The following is a 17401-nucleotide window of genomic DNA, read 5'->3' on the forward strand; positions in this document are numbered from 1 at the left end:
GACCGACCGGTTGTCCGCCGAGGCCCGCTCGAAGCAGTTCGGTGCCGCGGAGGAGGGCGGCGTCATCCGCTGCGACGCCTGCCCGGTGCTGTGCCGCATCAAGCCGGGGCGCGCCGGCGCCTGCGACCGCTACGCCAACGAAGACGGCCACCTCGTCCGCGTCGATCCGGTGCTGCTGCTGGAGAAGGCCGTCGAGGCGGGCGGCAATCTCGTGCCCTTCGCCGACGCCGGTTGGGACGGCAAGCTGCTCGACCCCGAGCGCACCTTCGTCACCGGTGTCGGCTCCGGCACCACCTATCCCGACTACAAGCCGGCGCCCTTCATCGTCGCCGCGGAGCATGACGGCGTCGACACGGTCACCGTCGTCACCGAGGGCATCTTCAGCTACTGCGGCGTCAAGGTGAAGATCGACACCGACCGCCACCTCGGCCCGGAGACGGCCCCGGTGCGCGCGAACGGCGAGCAGATCGGCCACGTGACGACGGCCGAATACGGCTCGCAGATGCTGTCCATCGGCGGCGTCCGCCATCTCACTGGCGGGTCCAAGAAGGAAGGCAACGTCACCTGCCGCGCGCTGATGGATCTGTGCGCCGGCGATCCGGTGACGCTGTCGATCGACGGCGGCCACGAGGTCGTAGTCCAGGCCGGGCATGCTCCGATCGTTGATGGTCATCCGGAAGAGCGCATGCGCGTCGGCTGCGGCTCCGCCGCCGTCGGCATCTTCGCCAGGCAATGGCTCGGCCATGTCGACGAGGTGATCGTCGTCGACGACCACATCACCGGCGTCCTCACCGAACATCAGGCCGGCAAGGTGCTGCAGATGCCCGCCTCCGGTATCCGTGTGCGTGGCCGCCGCTCGACGCCCGGCCGTTATTTCCAGGTCGCCCAGCCCGGACTCGGCTGGGGCGGCACCGACATCACCGAGCCGCTCGAGATCATAGCGAAGATCGATCCGGCAACGGCCTGGCCCGGTCTGCGCCTGCTGATGACCTCGACCACCGGCGAGGACGCGCTCTACTGCGTGCTCGACGAAAACCTCGTTCCGGTGCCCGCCGAGATGCCGTCCGCGGTGCGCGCCGTCGTCGACCGGATCGGCGAGAACTGCGAGCCGTCGCTGTGCTCCGTCGTGTTCATGGCCGGTGCCGGTGGATCGCTGCGCGCCGGCGTGACCGAGAACCCGGTGCTGCTGACCCGCTCGGTGGCCGCCGGCGAGACGCGCGTCACCATGGGCGGCGCGCCGGTCTATCTGTGGCCCGGCGGCGGCATCACTGTCATGGCCGACGTGACGCACATGCCGAAGGGCTCGTTCGGCTACGTGCCGACGCCGGCGATCGTCGCGCCGATCGAGTTCACGCTGCCCGCCGCGCTCTACGAGATCCTCGGCGGCCACGCGTCCGATGCCGTCTCCATCGACGACATCCTGCGCGCCGTCGCGCCGGAGGCGCGTGTCGAGGCCTGGCACGGCGGCAACCCGTGGCCGTTCCAGCAAGGCGCCGGAACGAAGTCGGGGGGCACAAAAACGGGTGGTAAAAAAACCGGGGGAACCGGGACCGGAGGAGCCGGGTGATGGCCGCCGCCAACGAGACCGCCGCACAGCGTAGCCGTCACGACCCGGCAGGCTACAGGCTCGAGCCGCAGATCGGCTACGTACTGCGCCGCGCGCACCAGCGCGCCACCCAGATCTTCAATTCCGTCATGGGCGAGTTCAAGGTGACGCCGACCCAGTTCGCCGCGCTCGCCAAGCTCGACGATGTCGGCCGCGTTTCCCAGAACGAGCTCGGCCGGCTGACGGCGATGGACCCGGCGACGATCTGGGGCGTCGTCAGTCGCCTGCTCAAGCAGGGCTATGTCGTCCAGTCGACGGACCCGAACGATGCCCGCCTCGTCATGTTGGAACTGACCGAAACCGGCCGCGAGGCGATCGATCGGATGAAGGCGGTGGCCGCCGAGGTCTCGCGCGAGACGCTGGCCCCCCTCACCGAGGAGGAATCCAGGAAGCTCCTCGACCTGTTGAGCCGGATAGGGAGCTGACCATGCTGGCCGACACCGCTCGAATCCAAAATCTGGCGGGCGGTCGGTTGCATCTTTCGCACGGGCCGATCGATGTGGTCCTGCGGGCCTGGGGCGCGCCGGACGACATCGGCGCGGCCTATCGCGCGGTGGCGGCGCGCTTTCCCGAGATCCTTCCCGAACTCTGCGGCGAGTTGCCGGTTCTGCGCGCGCCGCTCGGTGACGGGCCGACGCCTGCGAGTCCGGTCGGCCGGCGCATGCAGGTGGCATGTGCGCCGTACGCAGGGACCTTCGTCACGCCGATGGCCGCCGTCGCCGGCTCCGTCGCCGACGAGCTGCTGGCGACGATGCTGGGTGCGGCGCCGCTGACCCGCGCCTTCGTCAATGACGGCGGTGACATCGCCGTTCATTGCGCGCCCGGCACCGATGGCGCCACGACGCTCGACGTCGGCGTCGCCGGCGACTTCGGGCGCGGCATCCTGCCGGGCGTGAACGGCGTCGTGCGGATCGGCGCCGGCGATGGCGTCGGCGGTATCGCCACCTCCGGCGCCCACGGCCGTTCGCGTTCGCTGGGCATCGCCGATTCCGTCACTGTGCTCGCCCGGGACGCGGCCGGCGCCGATGTCGCCGCGACGCTGATCGCCAATGCCGTCGATCTGGATCATCCGGCGGTTCAACGCCTGCCGGCCTGCGAACTCGATCCCGACAGCGATCTCGGCGACCGGCTGGTCACGGTCGCGGTCGGCGATCTACCGCGCGCGGCGATCCGTGCCGCGCTCGAAAGCGGACTTGCCCGTGCGCGCGACTATCGGACCCGAGGCCTGATCGTCGACGCGGCGCTGATGCTGCGCGGCGAGGCAATCGCGTTGAACGAGGGCCATCTAAGAGCAATTCAGGGGAGAGCCGCATGAGCGTCGACGTCCGCAAGATCGTCACCGGGGTCGAGGACATCTGGCACGACGGAGGCCCGCCGCTCGCCGATCCGCTGCGCAGGGGATGGATTGCCTGCGTCATCGCCAACCCCTTTGCCGGCCGATACGAACCCGACATCGAACGCTTTATGGATGACCTGAAGCCGATGGGCCTCGAGTGTTCCAGGCGATTGGTCGCCGCGATCGGTGGCGACGTCGGCAGGGTCGAGGCCTATGGCAAGGGGGCGCTCGTCGGTGTCGACGGCGAGATCGAGCACGGGGCGCTGTGGCACGTGCCCGGCGGCTACGCGATGCGCGAACTGCTCGGCCAGGCTCTCGCGATCGTCCCGTCCACCGCGAAGCTCGGCGCCATGGGCGCGGGGATCGACATCCCGATCCACCACAAGGACGCCTGCTACGTACGCAGCCATTTCGACGCCATCACCGTGACGGTCGCCGACGCCCCGCGTCCCGACGAGATGATGTTCGTGCTGGTCATGGCGACCGGCGGTCGCCCGCATGCCCGCGTCGGCGGCCTCCAGGCATCGGAAATTTCGAAATGGGACGGTCAGCGCTGAGGAGGAGCGATGCGCCGGCCGGACCGGACCACGAGAGAGGCAGGGAGAGAGCGGCTTCCGAAAAAAGTGATAATCTGCTCGTATTCGAATGGTTCCGCACGGGACCGATCCGATCCGGACAGGAAAGAGCCGGTGGATCGGCCAAAACAGAGGGAATGGCACCATGAGTGATTCGAAGAAGAATACGACCCCCCCGTCCAGCGGCATCACCCGTCGCTCGGCCCTCAAGGGCTTCGCGGCGACCGGCGCCGCGGCCGCCGCCGCGCAGGTCGCGCCGGGCGCCGTGCGGTACGTCCAGGCGCAGACCTCCGAACCCCTGAAGCTCGGATTCCAGGTCCACCGCACCGGCATCGGCGCCGCCTACGGGCGCTGGTACGAGCGCGTCGTCAACGCCTGCGTCGCCGAGATCAACGCCAATGGCGGCATCGCCGGCCGGCAGATCGAGATCGTCGCAGAGGATGACGGCACCGATCCCAAGCGCGGCGCCGAGATGGTCGAGAAGTTCGCGACCCAGCACGGCGTCGATATCGCCTTCGGCACCCTGTTCTCGCACGTCGTCATGGGCTCGGCCCCGCGCGCCGGCGAGCTGAAGCTTCCCTATTACGTCGTCTCCGAGGGCTACCACGTCGCCTCGGGCGCCCTGAACCGCTACACCTTCCAGCCCGGTATCACCGACGTGCGCTCGCAGGTGATGTCGATGGCCCCGTGGGTCGCCGGCAACCTCGGCAAGAAGGTGACGATGATCTACCCGGACTACGCGTTCGGCCACGATCACCGCGACTATTTCTCCGAGGCGATGAAGAAGCAGGGCGGCGAGATCGTCGAGCTTATCCCGATCCCGCCGACGGAGACGTCCTACACCAAGTACTTCCCGAAGATCCCGTCCTCCACCGAGGTGCTCTATCACGTCATGGTCGGTCCGGGCGTGCTCACCTTCGTCAAGGAGCTCGGCGAACACTTCGGCTCGAACCGTCCGGAGCTCTTCGGCTTCATCGACTCGCTCGAGGCCGTGCCGCTGGCGAGCCCGGGTCTCGAATTCCTGGAAGGCACCTACTTCTGGGAAGGCTACCCGCGCTATGCACAGCCCGACCAGACGCCGTACGACAAGCACTATCGCCAGGCGGTCGGCGTCAACGACGATGGTGCGTCGGTCAACGATCCCAAGGACATCTCGACCTACTCGCACATGTTCGGCTGCTGGGAGACGCTCTACACCATCAAGCAGGCGGTTGAGGCATCGGGCTACAAGGGGCCGAAGGACAAGGCCGCGCTGGTCGAGGCGACCGAGGCGATCACCGATATCCCGTGGAGCAATCAGCACCCGCAGGGCGACAAGGTGTTCAACGGCAAGATGCACCAGGTATTCGGGCACCAGAACATCTCGCAGGTGGCCAACGCCAGGCTCGACGTCGTGCACCGCACCTCGATCGAGGACGGCATGTACGAGAACGACACCGACTACACCAAGATGCCGTTGTAGGACGGGATCCTCTTTGCACCGGAGGGGCCGGAATTTCCGGCCTCTCCGTCTCCCACTCATTCCCGCGAAGGCGGGAATCCGGAAGCGGCAAGCGCGGAGCAAGTGGCCCTAGAGTCCCGCCTTCGCGGGAATGAGCGGAGAGACGTCAGTCGTCCGTCGCGATACGGCCATGATCGCGCGTTTCCAGTCTGAAAGAGACCGCCCTTGGATTTCGGACCCTACCTGTTTCTCGCCGTTCTGGAGGGAACCGTCACCGCCGCGGTGCTGGCGCTCACCGCGCTCGGCCTGTCGCTGGTGTTCGGCGTCATGCGCATCGTCAACGTCGCGCACGGCGAGTTCTTCATGCTCGGCGCGGTGCTGGCCTGGTGGATCGCCAGCATGGTTGCCGGTCACCCGGCGGTCGGCTTTCTCGCCGCGCTGGTCCTCAGCCCGCTCATCGTCGGCGCCGTCGCGCTCGTGTGCGAGCGCACGGTGCTGAGGCGCATCGACTACGATCCGGAGGCGACCATCGTCGCCACCATCGGCATCCTCTACATCATCCAGCAGCTCGCGCTGACCTTCTACGGCGCCGATGCGCGGCCGGTCGAGGCGCCTATCCATTTCCGGGTCCTGTTCCCCTGGTTCGGCTATTCCGGCTACAAGCTCGTCGTCGTCGGTGCCTCCGCCGCGCTGCTCATCGCCACCTGGTTCGTGCTGACGAAGACCCGCCTCGGCCTCGTCATGCGCGCCACCCAGTACGACCGCGAGACCGCGCAGGCCTTCGGCATTCCCGTCGACAGGGTCTACGCGGTGGTCTTCGCCATCGGCGCCATGCTGGCCGCCACCGCCGCCGTGCTGATCGTGCCGATCCAGCAGGCGCACTACCTGATGGGCGGCGATCCGCTGCTGCTGTCGTTCATCGTCGTCATCATCGGCGGGCTGGGCTCGATCCTCGGCACGGTGGTCGCCGCGATCATCATCGGCCTCAGCGACGGCATCATCTCGGTGTTCTTCTCGCCGACGCTGGCCAAGATCCTCGCCACCCTGCTCGTCGCCCTCGTTCTCGTCGTTCGGCCGCAGGGACTGTTCGGGAGGACGTCGCGATGAGCGCGGGCCTGGAGGCGCGCACGATGTCGCGGTCGCGCGTTGGCGACCGCGCGGTGCTGCTGCACCTCGCCGTGATCGCGGCGCTGTTCCTCGTCCAGTTCGTGGTCGGCGACTATCAGCACCTGAGCCTTGCCCGCGTCATGGTGCTCGCGGTCTACGCGGTCGGCTACAACATCCTGTTCGGCTACACCGGCCTGCTGAGTCTCGGCCACGCCATGTTCTTCGCCGCCGGCCTCTACGGCGCCGGGCTGACGGCGACCTACCTGTCCTTTGGCGTCCCGGCGGCCTTCGTCGCCGGCATCGTCTCGGGCCTCGTCCTCTCGGCCGGGATCGGCCTGATCGCGCTGCGCACTACCGGTGTCGCCTTCATGATCGTCACCATGATGTTCGCCCAGGCCGGCTACCTGATCGTGCTCTATTTCGGCGCGTTCACCCGCGGCGACGAGGGCATCGTGCTGACCGGCGATATCCGCACCGCTCACCTGTTCGGCCTGACCCTGGACCTGACCAGCGCGACGGTGCGCTACAACCTGGCGCTCGGGCTGCTCGCGGTCGCCGTGCTGCTGAGCCTGGCGCTTGTGCGCTCGCCGATGGGCCGCGTTCTCGTCGCCATCCGCGAGAACGAGGAGCGCGCCCGTATGCTCGGCTACGACACGTTCCGCGCCAAGCTGTTCGCGCTCGTGGTCTCCGGCACCTTCGCCGCGACGGCCGGTGCCGCCTACGGCCTGATGTTCGCCTATGTCGGCGCCACCTTCGCCTCGATCCAGTATTCGATCCTGCCGCTTCTATGGGTCCTGCTCGGCGGCGTCGGCACCGTGCTCGGCCCGCTCGTCGGCACGCTGCTGATGTTCTACCTGGTCGATTTCGCCAGCGGCTACACCTCCGCCTATATGCTGGTGGTCGGCGTCGCCCTGCTCGGCCTGGTCGTCTGGTTCCCCAAGGGCCTGCTCGGCACCCTGCGCGAAAAGAGGCTGCCATGGCTGCCGTGACGCTGCTTCGCACGGAGGGGCTGTGCCGCTATTTCGATGGCCTGCGCGCCGTCGACGGCGTCAGCTTCAGCCTCGACGCCGGCGAGATCCGCGCGATCATCGGCCCGAACGGCGCCGGCAAGACCACCTTCGTCAGCCTGATCTGCGGCCGCGTCCTGCCGACGGCGGGCCGCATCGCCTTCGAGGGGCGCGACATCTCCGCCCTGCCGGCGTTCAGGCGGGTCGGCCTCGGCATCGCCTACACGTTCCAGATCACCTCGATCTTCGGCAACCTGACCGTCTTCGACAATGTCGCGCTCGCCGTCCAGAACAGCATGCAGCGGACGGGAGGCTCCGGCCTCTGGCTCGACGAGCGCGAGATGGCCGCGCGCGTCGCCGACGCGCTCGATCGCGTCGGCCTGACCGAACGCCACGACACCAGGGCCTCGGCGCTCTCCTACGGCCACCAGCGGCTGCTCGAAGTGGCGATGGGGCTGGCGCTCAGCCCGAAGCTCCTGATCCTCGACGAGCCGACGCAAGGCCTGTCCGATGCCGAGATCGCCGGCTTCTGCGATCTCGTCCGCGAGATTGCGAAGGACGCGACCGTGCTCCTGATCGAGCACAACATGGACGTCGTCATGGACCTGGCGAGCCGCATCACCGTCATGAACAACGGCACCATCCTGTCGGAGGGCACGCCGGACGAGGTCCGCGCCGACGAAGCCGTCCAGCGCGCCTATCTGGGGACGTGAGGCCGGCGATGCTCGAGGTGAAGGACATCAATGCCTGGTACGGCGACGTCCACATCCTGCGCGACCTCTCGCTGAGCGTCGACGCCGGCGAGGTGCTCTGCATGCTCGGCCGCAACGGCGCCGGCAAGACCACGGCGCTGAAGGCGATCATGGGGCTGGTGAAGCCGCGATCCGGATCGATCGCGCTCGACGGCGTCGAGTTGACCGAACTGCCGGCGTACAGGGTGCCGAAGCAGGGCATCGCCTATGTGCCGCAGGGCCGCCGCCTGTTCGCCGAGCTCAGTGTCGCCGAGAACCTGGAGATCGGCCTGATGGCCCGCGACAAGGGCCGCGACACGCGCGACCGCGTGCTCGACCTGTTCCCGGTCCTGCGCGAGCGGTTGAAGCAGCGCTCGGGAACCCTGAGCGGTGGCGAGCAACAGATGCTGGCGATGGCCCGCGCGCTGTGCCTGGAGCCCAGGGTTCTGTTGCTCGACGAGCCGACCGAGGGGCTGATGCCCTCGATGATCGCCGCGATCCGGGACTCCGTGTCCCGGCTGCGCAGACAGGGCGTCGCCATCGTCCTGGTCGAGCAGCGCGTCGACGCCGTTCTGCCGGTCGCCGACCGGGTCGCCTTCATCGAGAACGGCTGCACCCGCGACACCGTCGCCGTCGAGGCCCTGCACGGCGATCTGTCGCTGGTGCACAAATATGTCGGTGTCGGGCGCTAGGGGCCGCTTGTCGCAGGCCGGCCGCGCCGCCTTAAGCCGGCAGCGCCTCGAACTCTGTCAGCACCACGCCCGCCTCGCGCATCTGCGCTTCCGCCGCGGCCAGCGACCCGTCCAGGTCGATCGCCCGGCAGGCATCCATCACCACGGTCGTGTCGAACCCGAGCCTGGCGGCGTCGAGGGCGGAATAGGCGACGCAGAAGTCCGTCGCCAGACCGGTGAGGACGAGTTTCGTCAGGCCGCGCTCGCGCAGGTAGCCGTTGAGACCCGTCGGCGTCGTGCGGTCGTTCTCGAAGAACGCCGAGTAGCTGTCGACGCCCGGCCGGAAGCCCTTGCGGATGATGAGCTGCGCCTTGTCCCAGGCAAGCTCGGGGTGGAAGTCGGCCCCGGCCGTGCCCTGCACGCAGTGGTCGGGCCACAGCGTCTGCTCGCCGTAGTGCATCTCGGCCGTGTGGAACGGTTCCTTGCCCTCGTGGAAGGAGGCGAAGCTGGAGTGGCCTTCCGGATGCCAGTCCTGGGTCAGCACCACATGCTCGAAGCGCCGGATCAGCTCGTTGATCGCCGGGACCACCTCGTGACCTTCGCCCACGGCCAGCGCTCCGCCGGGGCAGAAATCGTTCTGGACGTCGATAACGATGAGGACGCGGTCGTCGGTGACTTCAGTCATGGAACTCTCCGCATTTGCGTGTGCCCGCTACGTATGTCGACGCGAACGATAGAAGTCGCGCCCGTGGATATCAAACGCATGCCGCGCGCCGCCGTATCGTCGCATCGACGCGCAACCGATTGCGACGGTTCGCGTGCGAATGATAGCGTTGAAAGACGATAGAGCGAGCGGGGGGAAGACCGTGCGGATGGGACGAGCGGCGGGGACGGTCCTGGCCATCCTGGGTGTGATCGGTCCGGCCGCGCCGGCCTTCGCGCATACCAGCGAGCGTGCCTTCGTCCTGTTGCTGCCGACCGGCTATTACATGACCGCCGGCGCGATCGCGGTCGCGGCGACGTTCCTGTTGCTCGCTTTCATCCCCAAGGGCATTTCCGACCGGCTGGCCGATGCGCGGCTCACGCTGCTGGCACTCCGGCCGCCGAGCCCGGTCGCCACCAGCCTTCTCGCCTTCGTCTTTCTGGTCGTTCTGGTGTTCGCCGGGTTCTTTGGTACCCGCGACCCCCTCGAAAACCCGTTGCCGCTGGCGATCTGGACGCTTTGGTGGATCGTCTTCACGATTCTGACCGCGATCGTCGGCAACCTGTGGGTCTACCTCAACCCGTGGAGCGGCCCGTTGCACCTCGTGCGGCGCTTGTTCGGCGGGCGCGGCGCCGGACGCACAGCCGGACACCCGTTCGCGCTTCCGCCGCGGCTCGGCTACGCGCTGGCGATCGTCCAGTTCCTCGCCTTCGCCTGGTTCGAGAAGGTCAACATAGCCCCGGCCGACCCCGAACGCCTCGCCACGGCGGTCTCGCTCTACTGGTTCGTCAACTTCCTCGCTGCGCTGCTGTTCGGGGACGAGGCCTGGTTCGGCCGCGCGGAGCCGTTCTCGGTGTTCTTCCGCTTCATCGCCCGCCTGTCGCCGCTCGTCTGGGAACCCGCCGAGGGGGAGCCCGCCGATGAGGGGCGGATGCGGCTGTCGCTGGCGATGCCCGGCGCGGCCCTGCTCGGCCGCGAGCCGCTGCCCCTGAGCGGCGTCGTCTTCCTGCTGCTGACGCTGACGCTGGAGTCCTTCGACGGTCTGTCGGAGACCTTCTGGTGGCTTGGCATCAACGGCATCAACCCGCTGGAATTCCCCGGCCGCTCGGCGGTGGTGTGGATCAACACCTACGGCTTGCTGCTGTCCTGGGTCGTTCTCGTCTCGGTCTATATGACTGCCACGGCGCTTGGCTGGTTGCTCGCCGGGCGGCCCGGCTCGCTCGTCGCGCTCTTCGGCACGCTGGTTTTCTCGATCATGCCGATCGCGCTCGGCTTTCATTTCTCGCACTACCTGACGGCGGTGCTGATCGATCTGCAATATGCCCTGGCCGCCGCGTCCGATCCGTTCGACGCGGGCATGAACCTGCTCGGCTACGACGAGTCCATGGTCACCACGTCCTTTCTGAACACCCATGACGGCGTGCGCGTCATCTGGAATGCCCAGACCGCCGGCATCGTCGTGGGCCATGTGCTCGGGATCCTGCTGGCGCACGAACTCGCCTGCCGGGCGATCGCGGACTATCGCGCCGCCGTCATCAGCCAGGCCCCGCTGGCGCTCGTGATGGTCGCCTACACGCTGTTCGGCCTGTGGCTGCTGGCATCGCCCGTGACGGGCGGATAGGGCCCTTTTTGCTGGACCCGACTCGCATAAGAGACGAAACTTAGCCGAAATCGAAATCTTGGTGGGAGGCGCCATTGTATATCGGCAGCCGGTCGGGTGCGTGTGCTCGGCGTCGCGGATTGATCGCCCTGGCGGCGCTGGGTGCCTCAGTCCTGGGGCTCGTCGCGCCGGCCGCCGCACAGCAAGGCGACGCGCCTCCGCCCGCGGTGGTGGTGGTGCCGGTGACGACGAAGGCCGTGTCGTCGTCCGCCGAGTTCATCGGCCAGACCGGGGCCTTCCATACGGTCGATCTCAGGGCGCGCGTCCGCGGCTTCCTTACCGAAAGGACCTTCGAGGAAGGCCATCGCGTCGCCGAGGGCGACGTGCTCTATGTCATCGACCCGTCGGAATACGATGCGGCGCGCGACGCGGCCGAGGCGCGGGTCAAGGGCGTCGAGGCCACCATCGAGCAGGCCGAGGCTCAGCTTGCCCGCTACGAGAGGCTGGCGACCACCGGCACGGCCAGCGAGGCATCGCTCGACGAGGCCCGCGCTGCCGCGGGGCGCGCCCGCGCCGATCTCGCCGCCGCCAAGGCCGAGCTGGAGCAGGCCAACCTCAATCTCGGATACACCCGGATCGCCACCCCGATATCGGGCCGCATCAGCCGCTCGAGTGTCGACACCGGCAATCTCGTCGGCCCCGATTCCGGCGTTCTGGCGACCGTGGTCGCCACCGATCCGGTCTACGTCACCTTCTCGGTGACCGAACGCGACTATCTCGAGTATCTGAAGGCCTATCAGGCGGGCAACACCACGGCCTACAAGCCGCAGATCCGCCTCGTCGACGGCACGGTCTTCGATCACGATGGCAAGATCGACTTCTTCGGAACCGAGGTCGACGCGGCGACCGGCACGATTCCCTTTCGCGCCGTCTTCGACAATCCCGACGGCGTGCTGCTGCCGGGCCAGTTCGTCACCGTCGTCCTGGTGAGCTCGGAACCGACGCAGGAGATCGTCGTGCCGCAGGCCGCGATCCAGCAGAACCAGGCCGGCTATTTCGTCCTCGTCGTCGACGCCGACAGCAAGGTGGAGCAGCGGCCGGTCACCCTCGGCGAGCGCCTGAAGACCGAGGCCGTGGTCGCCAGCGGCCTGGAGGTCGGCGAGCAGATCATCGTCGAGGGCATCCAGAAGGTCCGCCCCGGCGCCACCGTCACCGCCGTCCCGCAAGGCGAGGCGAGCCAGTAGATGCTCAGCGCCTTCTTCATCGACCGGCCGAAGTTCGCCTTCGTCATCGCCATCGTTATCGTGCTGGCCGGCCTTCTGTCGATGGCCGTGCTGCCCGTCGCCGAGTATCCGGAACTGACCCCGCCGCAGGTGCAGGTGACCGCCACCTATCCTGGCGCCACCGCCCAGGTGGTGGAGGAGACGGTGGCCGCGGTCATCGAGGCCGAGGTCAACGGCGTCGAGGGCATGATCTACATGTCGTCGAAGAGCGCCAACGACGGGTCCTATTCGCTGGCCGTGACCTTCGAGGTCGGCACCGACGGCGATCTCGCCCAGATCAACGTGCAGAACCGGGTGTCGCTGGCGACCCCGAAACTGCCCGAGGAGGTGAACCGGCAGGGCGTCTCGGTGAAGAAGCAGTCGACCAACATGCTGATGGTCGTTTCCGTCACCTCGCCGAACGACACCTATGACGACCTGTTCCTGTCGAACTACACCTCCATCAACATCCGCGACCGGCTCGCTCGCGTGCCCGGCGTCGCCAAGGTCGACATCCTCGGTGCGCGCGACTACGGCATGCGCATCTGGCTCAATCCGGACCGGCTGACCAGCCTGCAGCTCACGCCCTCCGACGTGATCGCGGCGATCCGAGACCAGAACGTCCAGGTTTCCGCAGGCGCCATCGGCCAGGAGCCGGTGCCGGCCGGCCAGCAGTTCCAATATCCGCTACAGGCCAAGGGCCGCCTCACCGACGTATCCGAGTTTTCCAACTTGATCATCCGCGCCCGGCCCGACGGCTCGACGATCAAGCTCGCCGACGTCGCCCGCGTCGAGCTCGGCTCCGCGTCCTACGGCTGGTTCGGCCGCCTCGATGCCAAGCCCGCCGCGCTGCTCGCCGTCTATCAGCTTCCCGACGCCAACGCCCTCGACGTCGCCGACGGCATCCGCGCGGCGATGGACACGCTGTCGCAGAGGTTCCCCGAGGATCTCGCCTACGACGTGACCTACGACACCACGCTCTACGTCAAGACGTCGATGCGCGAGGTCGTCATCACGCTGTTCCAGGCGCTGGTACTGGTGATTCTCGTCGTCTTCCTGTTCCTGCAGGACTGGCGCTCGACATTGGTGCCGGCGATCGCCATCCCGGTCTCGCTGATCGGCACCTTCGCCGTGCTTCTGGCGCTCGGCTTCACCATCAACACGATCAGCCTGTTCGGCCTGATCCTGGCGATCGGCGTCGTGGTGGACGATGCCATCGTCGTGGTCGAGAACGTCCAGCGCCACATGGCCGACGGGCTCGATTCCCGTTCGGCCACGCGTGTGGCCATGCAGGAAGTGACCGCGCCGGTCATCGCCACCACGCTGGTGCTGCTTGCCGTCTTCGTGCCGACCGCCTTCGCGCCGGGCCTGACGGGCCGCATGTTCGAGCAGTTCGCCGTCACCATCGCCGTCTCGGTGGCTATTTCCTCGGTCAACGCGCTCACCTTGTCGCCGGCGCTGTGCGCGCTGCTCTTGCGGCCGCCGCCGAAGACCCGGCGCGGCCCGCTCGGCTGGTTCGAGGCCGGTCTCGACAAGACCCGCGCGGGCTACATGGCGATCGTCCGGCGGCTGTTGCGGCTGATGGCGGTATCGCTCGTCGCCTTCCTCGCGGTGCTGGCCGCCGCCGGTTTTCTGCTCGACCGCCTGCCGACCGGCTTCCTGCCGGCGGAGGATCGCGGCGCCTTCTTCGTCGACGTGCGCCTGCCCGACGGTGCCGCCCTGCCGCGCACCGAAACCGTGCTGCGCGAGATCGAGTCGATGATCATGGAGACGCCGGGCGTCCAGAGCGTCATTTCGGTCGGCGGCTATTCCGTGCTGTCGGGCGCGGTGGTGCCCAATGGCGGCCTGGTGATCGCGGTGCTGGAGCCGTGGAACGACCGCACCGAGCCCGAGCTTGGCCTGGGGCACATCATGGCATCGCTGGGGCCGAAGCTGCTCGCCATTCCCGGGGCGACGGCTATCCCCTTCAATCCGCCGCCGATCCCGGGTCTCGGTGCCACCGGCGGCTTCGAGTTCGTGCTGCAGGATACCGAGGGCCGGTCGCCGGCCGAGCTGTCGACCGCGCTCGGCGGCATGATCGTCGCCGCCAATTCCGACCCGGTGCTGACCGGGGTGTTCACGTCCTATCGCGCCAACGTGCCGCAGCTCTACATCGATATCGACCGGCAGCAGGCGAAGTCGAAGGGTGTCGACGTCTCGACCATCTTCCAGGTGCTGGGCGCCACCTTCGGGTCCTACTACGTCAACGACTTCAACAAGTTCGGCCGCGTTTACCGGGTCTTCGTGCAGGCGGAAGGTCAGTTCCGCACGACACCCGAAGACGTTGGCAAGATCTATGTGCGCGCCAACGACGGCACGATGATCCCGCTTCGCGCGCTCGCCCGGGTCGAGCCGATCCTCGGGCCGGAGAACATCCAGCGCTACAACCTTTACCGCTCGGCGGTCATCAACGGCGACGCCGCGCCGGGCTATGCCTCGGGCGATGCCATCGCGGCGATGGAGCGGCTGGCGGCGACCGGCCTGCCGCCCGGCTACACCTACGAGTGGACCGGCATGGCGCTCGAGGAGATCAAGGCCGCCGCCGCCGGCTCCGTGGTCTTCGTGTTGTCGATTATCTTCGCCTATCTGTTCCTGGTCGCCCAGTACGAGAGCTGGACGATTCCCTTCCCCGTCATGCTGTCGGTCGGCTTCGCCCTGTTCGGCGCGGTCGGCCTGCTGCTGCTGACCGATATCCCGCTCAACATCTACGCGCAGGTCGGGCTTGTGCTGCTGATCGGGCTGGCGGCGAAGAACGCCATCCTGATCGTCGAGTTCGCCAAGCAGCGGCGCGAGGAGGGCCGGCCCATCGTCGAGGCGGCCGAGGAGGCGGCCTCTCTGCGCTTCCGCGCGGTGCTGATGACCGCGATCTCCTTCATTCTCGGCGTGGCGCCGTTGGTGCTGGCGAGCGGGGCCGGGGCGGCGGCGCGGGTATCGGTCGGCATGACCGTGTTCGGCGGCATGCTGATGGCCACCATCCTCGGCGTCGTCTTCATCCCCGTGCTCTACGTCGCCTTCCAGTCGGCGCGCGAGCGCATCAACCGCAAGTCCGCACCGCCGGCGCCCGAGGCGGCCGACTAGTTCGCGGACAGGGGGGCCTGATCGGCATAGATCGCGTTGATAGCGCGGTTCTGCGCGCGGATGTGGTCGGGCCACAGTGTCTTGATGTAGGAGAGCACCGCGATGATCTGCGCGTCGCTCAGGGTCTCCCCGAACTGCGGCATCGCCTCGCTGTCGAGTGTGCGGCAGGCGACCGTCGACAGCCCCGTCTTGGTCAGGTCGAACAGCGCCCCGTCGGGATGCTCCCAGGTATGGCCGGTACCGTTGTGCGGCGGGGCGAGCGGGTTTTCCTGGGTGGCGCGTTCCCAGCCGGGCTGGCCTTCGCCGCCGGCGCCATGGCAGCCGGCGCAGTCCCTGGCGTAGAGCATCCGCCCCGTCGCGACCAGTTGCGGATCGTCGGGACGCACCGGTGAGGTCGATCCGTTATCGCGGTTCGCCAGGAACAGGAAGTAGGCGCCGCCGCCGAGGAGGAGGACCGCCAAAGCCGCTATCAGTCGCACGCCCATTCTCGCCTGGAGCCCGATTAGTCTCGTTGGACCGGCGGGAAGTATAGCGCAGCGACAGGCCGCCAGAAACGCGGAGCGAAGTCAGCCGGTCTCGGCCGTCAGTCCCGCCGCCTCGATGCCGGCGACCGCGCAGGCCTCGTCGTTGTCGGAGGTGTCGCCGGTGATCCCGACCGCACCCATCAGCGCGCCGCCCGAATCCCGGATCAGCACGCCGCCGGGCACCGGCACGAGCGATCCCTTGGCCAGCGCGTTCATGGCCTGGATGAAATAGGGCTGCTCCTGTGCACGCTGGAAGATCGCCCGGCTGCCCATCCCGAGCGCGATCGCGCCGTGCGCCTTGCCGATGGCGATCTCCGGACGCATCAGACTGGCGCCGTCCGTCCGCTCCAGCACCTTCAGCGCGCCGGCGGAATCGAGCACCGCGACGGTCAGGGGCTTGAGCCCGAGTTCGCGGCTCTTGTCGAAGGCCGCCGCGACAATCGTGCGGGCAGCCTCAAGCGTTACGTTCGGCATGGTGTCTCCCCCTGTCTACTCGGTATCCGCGGCGATCGCCGCGCCGTCGGCGACGAGCCGTTCAATTTCATCGTCGTTCAGGCCCGCCTCGGCGAGCACCTCGCGCGTGTGCTGGCCGAACAGCGGCGCCGGCCGGCGGATGCCGCCGGGTGTGTCGGAGAATTTCACCGGAAGGCCGATCGCCTTGGTCTTGCCGGCCTTCGGGTGGTCCAGTTCGACGATCATGTCGCGGGCGTTGACGTGCGGATCGGCCTGCATCTCGAGAATGTCCAACACAGGGCCGCCCGGCAGCCCGACCTCCTCGAAGCGGGCGAGCCAGTCCGCGCTGGTGCGGGTCTTGAAATGCGGCGTCAGCACGTCCACCAGCGCCGGCAGGTTCATCATGCGGTCGCCGTTGGTGGCGAAGCGCGGGTCCTCGCCGAGTTCATCGGCGTCGAGAACCTTGAGCAGCCGCTGCCAGTTCGCCTGGTTGGCCGCGCCGATATTGATCCAGCCGTCCGCGGTCTCGAAGGCCTGATAGGGCGCGCTCAACGGGTGCGCCGATCCGATTGGCATCGGGCTCACGCCGGTCGCAAGCGCAATCGCCGACTGCCAGTAGGTCTGGGTGATACCCGCCTCCAGCAGCGAGGAATCGACCACCTGGCCCTCGCCGGTCTTGAGCCGGCGGACATAGGCCGCCAGGCAGCCCATCGCCCCGATGATGCCGGCGGTGATGTCGGTGATCGGGGCCGCGACCTTGACCGGCGGCCGGCCCGGTCCTTCGCCTGTGATCGACATCAGCCCCGACATGCCTTGCGCGATCAGGTCGAAGCCGCCCCGTGTCGCGTATGGGCCGGTGCGACCGAACCCCGACAGCGAGCAGTACACGAGGCCCGGATTGTCCTTGCGCAGGGTTTCGTATCCCAGGCCCAGCTTCTCCATCGTGCCGAGCCGGTAGTTCTCGATCAGGATGTCGGCGTCCTTGATGAGGCGGCGCAGCGCGTCGGCCGCGCCGGGATGCTTGAGGTCGAGCGCGATGCCCCGCTTGTTGCGGTTCATCATCATGAAGGCGGCGCTCTCGCCGTTGACATCGGGCGGGATGAAGCGGCGGGTGTCGTCGCCGGCGGGCCGCTCGACCTTGATGACGTCGGCGCCCATGTCGGCGAGCATCAGGCCGCAGGTCGGCCCCGCCATGATGTGGCTGAGTTCGACGACGCGCACGCCCTCGAGCGGTCCCCTCGATCCATCCCCATCAGCGGTCGCGCCCC

The 17401-nt window shown here is 68.0% G+C and carries 16 protein-coding genes; 12 read left to right on the top strand and 4 right to left on the bottom strand.

Annotation, left to right across the window (positions count from 1 at the left end):
- The first annotated feature begins 10 nt into the window (after positions 1–10).
- From MUB46_RS16330 to MUB46_RS16370, 9 genes are all read left to right on the top strand, one after another.
- Positions 11–1567 (top strand): 6-hydroxynicotinate reductase, encoded by a 1557-nt coding sequence (locus tag MUB46_RS16330; RefSeq protein ID WP_261617130.1) that lies wholly within the window; start codon positions 11–13, stop codon positions 1565–1567.
- Positions 1567–2031: a MarR family winged helix-turn-helix transcriptional regulator gene (locus MUB46_RS16335; protein ID WP_261616994.1), complete on the top strand. Its 465-nt coding sequence runs from the start codon at positions 1567–1569 to the stop codon at positions 2029–2031. The genes MUB46_RS16330 and MUB46_RS16335 overlap by 1 nt, the downstream gene beginning before the upstream one ends.
- A gap of 2 nt (positions 2032–2033) precedes the next feature.
- On the top strand, positions 2034–2921 hold the full coding sequence (locus MUB46_RS16340; protein ID WP_261616995.1) for a UPF0280 family protein: 888 nt from the start codon (positions 2034–2036) through the stop codon (positions 2919–2921).
- Positions 2918–3499: an amino acid synthesis family protein gene (locus MUB46_RS16345; protein WP_261616996.1), complete on the top strand. Its 582-nt coding sequence runs from the start codon at positions 2918–2920 to the stop codon at positions 3497–3499. Before MUB46_RS16340 ends, MUB46_RS16345 begins: the two co-directional genes overlap by 4 nt.
- A 163-nt stretch (positions 3500–3662) precedes the next feature.
- Positions 3663–4979, top strand: a complete 1317-nt coding sequence (locus tag MUB46_RS16350; protein WP_261616997.1) for an ABC transporter substrate-binding protein — start codon at positions 3663–3665, stop codon at positions 4977–4979.
- 204 nt (positions 4980–5183) lie between these two features.
- Positions 5184–6065, top strand: a complete 882-nt coding sequence (locus MUB46_RS16355) for a branched-chain amino acid ABC transporter permease (protein WP_261616998.1) — start codon at positions 5184–5186, stop codon at positions 6063–6065.
- Positions 6066–6088: 23 nt separating this feature from the next.
- Complete coding sequence (locus MUB46_RS16360) at positions 6089–7054, top strand: branched-chain amino acid ABC transporter permease (RefSeq protein WP_261617131.1); 966 nt, start codon at positions 6089–6091, stop codon at positions 7052–7054.
- Positions 7042–7785, top strand: coding sequence for an ABC transporter ATP-binding protein (locus MUB46_RS16365; protein WP_261616999.1), 744 nt, complete (start codon positions 7042–7044; stop codon positions 7783–7785). Before MUB46_RS16360 ends, MUB46_RS16365 begins: the two co-directional genes overlap by 13 nt.
- An 8-nt stretch (positions 7786–7793) precedes the next feature.
- Entirely contained in the window at positions 7794–8495 is a 702-nt protein-coding gene (locus MUB46_RS16370) for an ABC transporter ATP-binding protein (protein WP_261617000.1), read from the top strand.
- Between the two features lie 31 nt (positions 8496–8526).
- Here the strand turns inward: MUB46_RS16370 and pncA are convergent, their stop codons facing one another.
- Positions 8527–9159 (bottom strand): bifunctional nicotinamidase/pyrazinamidase, encoded by a 633-nt coding sequence (pncA, locus tag MUB46_RS16375; RefSeq protein ID WP_261617001.1) that lies wholly within the window; start codon positions 9157–9159, stop codon positions 8527–8529.
- 187 nt (positions 9160–9346) lie between these two features.
- Here pncA and MUB46_RS16380 point away from each other — a divergent pair, with 187 nt between their 5' ends.
- From MUB46_RS16380 to MUB46_RS16390, 3 genes are all read left to right on the top strand, one after another.
- Positions 9347–10798 (top strand): hypothetical protein, encoded by a 1452-nt coding sequence (locus MUB46_RS16380; protein WP_261617002.1) that lies wholly within the window; start codon positions 9347–9349, stop codon positions 10796–10798.
- A gap of 119 nt (positions 10799–10917) precedes the next feature.
- Positions 10918–12021, top strand: coding sequence for an efflux RND transporter periplasmic adaptor subunit (locus tag MUB46_RS16385; protein ID WP_261617003.1), 1104 nt, complete (start codon positions 10918–10920; stop codon positions 12019–12021).
- On the top strand, positions 12022–15156 hold the full coding sequence (locus tag MUB46_RS16390) for an efflux RND transporter permease subunit (protein ID WP_261617004.1): 3135 nt from the start codon (positions 12022–12024) through the stop codon (positions 15154–15156).
- On the opposite strand, the gene MUB46_RS16395 is transcribed toward MUB46_RS16390, so the two are convergent.
- The 3 genes from MUB46_RS16395 to MUB46_RS16405 form a co-directional block, all read right to left on the bottom strand.
- On the bottom strand, positions 15153–15617 hold the full coding sequence (locus MUB46_RS16395; protein WP_261617005.1) for a c-type cytochrome: 465 nt from the start codon (positions 15615–15617) through the stop codon (positions 15153–15155). The genes MUB46_RS16390 and MUB46_RS16395 overlap by 4 nt on opposite strands.
- A 105-nt stretch (positions 15618–15722) precedes the next feature.
- On the bottom strand, positions 15723–16154 hold the full coding sequence (locus MUB46_RS16400; RefSeq protein WP_261617006.1) for a GlcG/HbpS family heme-binding protein: 432 nt from the start codon (positions 16152–16154) through the stop codon (positions 15723–15725).
- Between the two features lie 15 nt (positions 16155–16169).
- Positions 16170–17354 carry a CaiB/BaiF CoA transferase family protein gene (locus tag MUB46_RS16405; RefSeq protein WP_261617007.1) on the bottom strand — a complete coding sequence of 395 codons (1185 nt, stop codon included), beginning with the start codon at positions 17352–17354 and terminating at the stop codon, positions 16170–16172.
- Positions 17355–17401 lie beyond the last annotated feature (47 nt).

This window comes from Microbaculum marinisediminis (genome assembly GCF_025397915.1).
Lineage (GTDB): Bacteria > Pseudomonadota > Alphaproteobacteria > Rhizobiales > Tepidamorphaceae > Microbaculum > Microbaculum marinisediminis.